At 58.9% G+C, this 5,086-nt stretch carries 4 protein-coding genes and 1 pseudogene; 1 reads left to right on the top strand and 4 read right to left on the bottom strand.

Features of this window, described 5'->3' with window-relative positions; all coding sequences use genetic code 11:
• The coding region (locus tag ACYP5B_RS08965; RefSeq protein WP_459569344.1) for an integrase catalytic domain-containing protein at positions 1 to 1,131 on the top strand (1,131 nt) is incomplete at its 5' end.
• 223 nt (positions 1,132 to 1,354) lie between these two features.
• Here the strand turns inward: ACYP5B_RS08965 and ACYP5B_RS08960 are convergent.
• From ACYP5B_RS08960 to ACYP5B_RS08945, 4 genes and pseudogenes are all read right to left on the bottom strand, one after another.
• The gene (locus ACYP5B_RS08960; RefSeq protein WP_267601627.1) at positions 1,355 to 1,792 is read right to left on the bottom strand and encodes a hypothetical protein; all 438 of its coding nucleotides are present in this window, start codon (positions 1,790 to 1,792) and stop codon (positions 1,355 to 1,357) included.
• A 149-nt stretch (positions 1,793 to 1,941) separates the two neighbouring features.
• Positions 1,942 to 2,202: a transcriptional regulator gene (locus ACYP5B_RS08955; RefSeq protein ID WP_400102579.1), complete on the bottom strand. Its 261-nt coding sequence runs from the start codon at positions 2,200 to 2,202 to the stop codon at positions 1,942 to 1,944.
• 881 nt (positions 2,203 to 3,083) lie between these two features.
• Positions 3,084 to 3,710: pseudogene (locus ACYP5B_RS08950) on the bottom strand (IS6 family transposase); the annotation flags it as partial.
• A 494-nt stretch (positions 3,711 to 4,204) separates the two neighbouring features.
• Positions 4,205 to 4,654 carry a hypothetical protein gene (locus tag ACYP5B_RS08945; RefSeq protein ID WP_459569343.1) on the bottom strand — a complete coding sequence of 150 codons (450 nt, stop codon included), beginning with the start codon at positions 4,652 to 4,654 and terminating at the stop codon, positions 4,205 to 4,207.
• Positions 4,655 to 5,086: the final 432 nt, after the last annotated feature.

The raw sequence follows: 5,086 nt of genomic DNA, 5'->3' as shown, positions 1-5,086 counted from the left end.
ACGCGTTCACACATCGACGGGCAGCGCAAACGCCGCAAAGGCGTCGGCTCGGCCATCCGACGCAGCATCCCGGTACGCACCTTCGCCGACTGGCGCGATCCGCCACCCGGCTACTTCGAGATCGACATGGTCGAACACTGTGGTGGCCCGAAGACCGACGGTGACTTCGTCCACACCCTCACGTTGACCGACATCGCCAGCGGCTGGACAGAATGCGTGGCCATGAGGACGCGCAACCAGATGCTGGTAATCGAAGGGTTCGACAAAGTGGCTGCCGATCTGCCATTCGCGATGCTTGGAGTGGACTCGGATAACGACGGCGCCTTCATGAACCAGAGTGTCTACGACTACTGCAAGGGACGTCGCCTTGAGCAGACCCGCTCGCGGGCCTACAAGAAGAACGATCAGGCCTGGGTTGAGCAGAAGAATGGCGCCGTGGTGCGGCGGTTGGTCGGCTTTGGGCGCCTGAGCGGCGCCGATGCCACGAACGCCCTGGCGCAGTTGTATGCGTCATCGCGGCTGTACATCAACTTCTTCCAACCTTCGTTCAAGTTGAAGTCGAAGACGCGCGACGGCGCGCGTGTGCACAAGGTCTACTTCGCACCAGCCACGCCATGCGATCGGCTTCTGGCCCACGGTAGCGTTGAGCCTTCGATCAAAGAGAAACTGACAGCGCAGTTTAAAAGCCTGGATCCTGTGCGGCTGCTGCAAGAGATCCGGCTTGCTCAGCAGACGTTGAGCGACATCGCGGCCCACGGCGTGCGTACCGAAGCGGCGCCAGCGGGCGAATCAGACGTTGCCGTCTTCCTCGCGAGCCTGTCTTCGGCGTGGATAGACGGGGAGGCGCGTCCAACGCATCGCAAGCGGCCCACCGCAAAGCACTGGTGGAGGAGTCGGGTGGATCCGTTCGCCGACGCGTGGCCGCTTGTCGAAGGGTGGTTGGTTGCCGAGCCCTCTGCGTCGGCCACCGAATTGATGAATCGGTTGGCCGCGATGGTTCCGGACGCGTATGCCAGCAAGGCACAACTGCGGACGTTGCAGCGCCGAGTCAAGGCGTGGCGCGTCGAGCGCGCGAAAGAAATGGTCCTGGGCGGCCTGCACAAGTCCGCCGTCATGCCGACTGAAGTGTAAAAACCGTCGCAAAAAATATGAAGATCGAGGGGGCCGGGCGCTTCGCGCCCGGCAAGCCATGAACAAAGAGATGAAGAAGAAGGCAAAACGACAACAAATCGTCGGGTAACATTCCTTAGTGAGGCAACACGACCGGACAAAATGATTGTCGCCGCCCAGCATGGCTTGCCGTGAATGGAAACGGGGCAAGGTCAAGGATGACTGCGGAGTCTTCCGCTCGCGACTACCCCGGGTAAGTCAGCGAACGCTTCGTCGCTTGCGTTTCCATCTCTTTCTTGTAGTCATCAACCCACTCACCAAACTGCGGATGGATATAAAAGTCGAGAACGTCTCCCACTTTGATAGAGAGTGGATTTCTTCCCAGGAGCATCGATAGTGCAATGCGCGCAATCTGAAACGGCGCCAAGTCAATCGCATCCACTAAAAGACCATTGGGACGGTGGCTAACCGTGAGCATATCCGTCTCTTGGTCGTGGGCGTCCACTACCAGCCCTTCCATGCTCCCGAGTAGCGGCTTATGTTCTATCTCTGGCGAGACCGGGTAGATACTGACCGTGCCAGCACTGATTCGGTGTTCTTTATGCCACCTGCCCAACGCCCAGGTTTCCGTCGGGTTCTCTCCCCAGATTTCCAGGGTGCCTTCATCAATCTGCGCCCTCATGGTTCTATCTCCACTGACAATGTGCAGTATGCTTCTGCCGGCTTCGGGCACGCTCCAACCACCTTCGAGTTTGGCTGCCTTCCCGGCTAATATCCCTATCTGCCAGGTGGCGGGCTTTCCTACCCCCGCGCCTCATGGCCTGGGGTATCTCATTCCAGCTTATCGAATGCGCAGGCTCCCAGATCTTTGCTGAAGCGCTGCACCCAATCTGTCTCGTAGCCGATGGGGTATTCCCGCGTAACTCGAGTTGATCGTCTGGTTACTGCGACATAGCCCTGCAGACCAAAGTTTTCGTCGCCCTTTGGGTCCGTCGTATCGGTTTCGGCAAGCTCGAAATCATCTTCTGCCAGACCGTTATGCTGCAGGGCAGCAAGGAATGCCCGATGTTCGTCCGGCTCAATCAGTTTCATTGTTGGCTCCTCGTCCGTCCAACGCAGACGTGGTGGCTTGCATCCTGCTGGTGAGTGGCGGACAAGCCTCAGGTTTGATACGCGATACCGCGAAGCGCTTCGACGTTCTGCATAGGCACTACGTTAGCCTTGACGGGAAAGACATTTTAGTGGCACTACGAGCCATCCAGGAGGCGTTGCTTGGGCACGTTGTGTAGTCGGGATGCTAACGGAAATCCCGCTCGACACGGCTCCCCAGCCTTTCTCGTTCCGGGACCGGGTACCACATCCTTATACAGTCAGGGGCCAGACCGCAACCCGCGAGTCCTTATGCTTATAGGATACTTTTGAGAGCGCCCGACTGATCAAGAAACTGGACCTTCTGGACTTCATCGGTGGATGGTTGGACGCAAAACTGGTAGGTGGTATGACTCCATGCAGCAGAGATGGTGTGACTACTCGAAGTAGGCGAACCGACGAGCCAAATGGTGCCATGCTTGTCAAGAACAACGCGACGCAGAGCGAAGCAATTGTTCTCGTTGGCGATGGCTACGGCAACGATACGGCACTCAGTGAATTCGTCTTCAAGAGACAGGATGTGCGACCGAAGGGACTGAAAGGATTCTTTTGCAGTCATGGGTAGGCTCGCCTCTGTTGCGGATGAGCACTCTGTCTTTGGGTCTGCGGGTTCGGTGACGCCTGTTCTCTCGAACTGGAGAATGCCATTGCCGCCTTAGTGGCGCCACAGGGGGACTTGGTGCTGCTATCTTCATCGTCCGCAAGTTCCTTAGGTGAGTATAGCCAACGCGCTCCCTCATGGCGAAGGGCGGAATTGTCGCGATAAGGGCGCGTAGGCGGCCGAACTCGGCGGGAGTGGTTTTGCTGATGCGGCCAGCGCGTAGACCCTTGGCGATCATGTGCATCAGTTCGATGCCGCCGAGAAGGATGCTGGCGCAGCGGAAATCCTTGAATCCCAGCATCGGCCGAGTGACGCGCTTGATGGCCCGATGATCCTGCTCGACGATGTTGTTCAGGTATTTGACCTGCCGAATGACGATGGGTGCCTCCCGTTTGGAGTTGATGTCATGCAGCGCGGCCAGGTTGGCGGTGCTGCCATCGATGGTCACCGTATCGGGGGTGCCGTTCTGGTCAATCGCCTTGTCGAAGAAGCGCCGTGCGGCGGCGTGGTCCCGGCTGGCACGCAACAGAAAATCAACGGTATCGCCGCGCTTGTCCACCGCGCGATAGAGATATTTCCACTCGCCTCGGACCTTGAGATAGGTCTCGTCCATGCGCCAACTCTTGCCCACTGGCCGCTTTCGTCGGCGGAACACCTTGTGCAGTGCCGGCAGTAGTTTGATCGCCCAGCGGTGCACGGTTGAATGATCTACTGCGATGCCGCGCTCGGCCATCATCTGCTCAAGGTGACGCAGGCTGGGCGGGTAGGCCACATACCAGCGCACGCAGGTCAGCATCACGTCCGGCGGATAGTGTAGGCGCTTCAAGACCTTCGCGACTTCCGGATTCATGCCCGTATCACTGCACCGAATTCAATATCGCCAAATTCTACCGGATGCTTACTGCGACAGAACCCGCGTGCGCGTTGCTTTCAGCAGCCCTCCAAGACCGGCCGCGCGCCTCAATCGGCGGGAGACCAGCCCGGACGGACCTTTCCTGCCTGTATCGCTGAGCAGCCGTCAGAATTGCCAATCGGTGATCTCCAGCCGCTCGCTAGAATCGGACATTACCGCTTAGCCGCTACAAGCAAGTTTCGTCGCATAAAAGTTATGTTGAAAGAATGATGGGATGGCGCGCTGCCGCCTCCCGCCCCAACCAGTGCAAGCAATGTGCGTTAGAAACGTCGCGTACCTTACTTAGACCGGCTGCGCCCATAGGCTGCTGGGACTTCGCGCGGATCGACCGAAGCGCGGACATCCCCCTGCGCCTGGACGTCCCCGCTGGCGGCGCTTTTCGCATTGAGCAGGGAGCCGGCCTCCAGTAGGTATGCGGGGCCCACCGCGACTCATCGGTTGTTCGCCGGGTCCCATCGATCGAGCTGCAGCTTCGATTTCGACGGATTGCCGCCCATTGGCAGCCGTCGCCAGTGTCCCGTGGTTGCTTGGTCGAAGTGATCGCCTGGATCACAGGCATAGGAAATTCCCGGGAATGCCACCTCGCCCTGTTGGTCAATGAGATCGAAGTGGTACAGCTCCTCATTGGGAAGGTCGGTCACCACAACCCGAAAACTCTGCGCCCGGATTTGGCGGTGATTCCGGTCATCAAGCCGGTCGGACGGGTCGATCGAGGCGTAGACCCGCATAAAGGCCCAGTCGCCATTCACAAACAGATGTTCCTGAGCGTTCCCTACAAAGCGAGCGAAGTGCCCCTCGATCGTGCATTTCTGGGGCCCTACCGCAAGCGCAGCAGGCATGGGAATCAGGCCCACAAGGGTGATCAGTGTTCGTATGTTCATTGTTCGCCACTCATCGTCGGGGAGATTCCTGGGTAACACCCCGCCATTCAACCGTTCCCGTTTTACAACCAGCGAGTGAATTGCGTTGCGGCGGGCCAACTAGGCGCGATATCACTTTGCCTAGCCACCGCGCCAATCGGATAGGTCGCGCACAGTCCCGCAATCAGGTGAGACAGCGTCTTGTGTCGCGCGTTGCGACAGTTCACAACTCTGCCCGCTGCCCAGTCGGTTCGAGGCGGCACTCACCCCGCCTTCTTGACCTTAATCGCGGAATCATCGCAGCAACGCTCTTCGCATCGAGATCCGTGCCATGCGAGAGCAGTGCGGCGTACAGCGAAACGAGTTCACGCGCGTCTCGCGCGCGGGTCGGCCTTGGCGTGTTCGATCGCCTTGAGCGTTTCTGAGTCGAGCACTGCCTGGGCATCGGACGGA

Source organism: Cupriavidus sp. 8B, from assembly GCF_054589115.1.
Note: the sequence above shows the minus strand (reverse complement) of the source record. Positions and strands in the feature narration are given on the sequence as shown.

Excerpts from the sequence above, each read along its gene's own strand:
- ACYP5B_RS08945 (WP_459569343.1), bottom strand. The coding sequence starts at position 4,654 with ATGAACATACGAACACTGATCACCCTTGTGGGCCTGATTCCCATGCCT.
- ACYP5B_RS08955 (WP_400102579.1), bottom strand. The coding sequence starts at position 2,202 with ATGAAACTGATTGAGCCGGACGAACATCGGGCATTCCTTGCTGCCCTG.
- ACYP5B_RS08960 (WP_267601627.1), bottom strand. The coding sequence starts at position 1,792 with ATGAGGGCGCAGATTGATGAAGGCACCCTGGAAATCTGGGGAGAGAAC.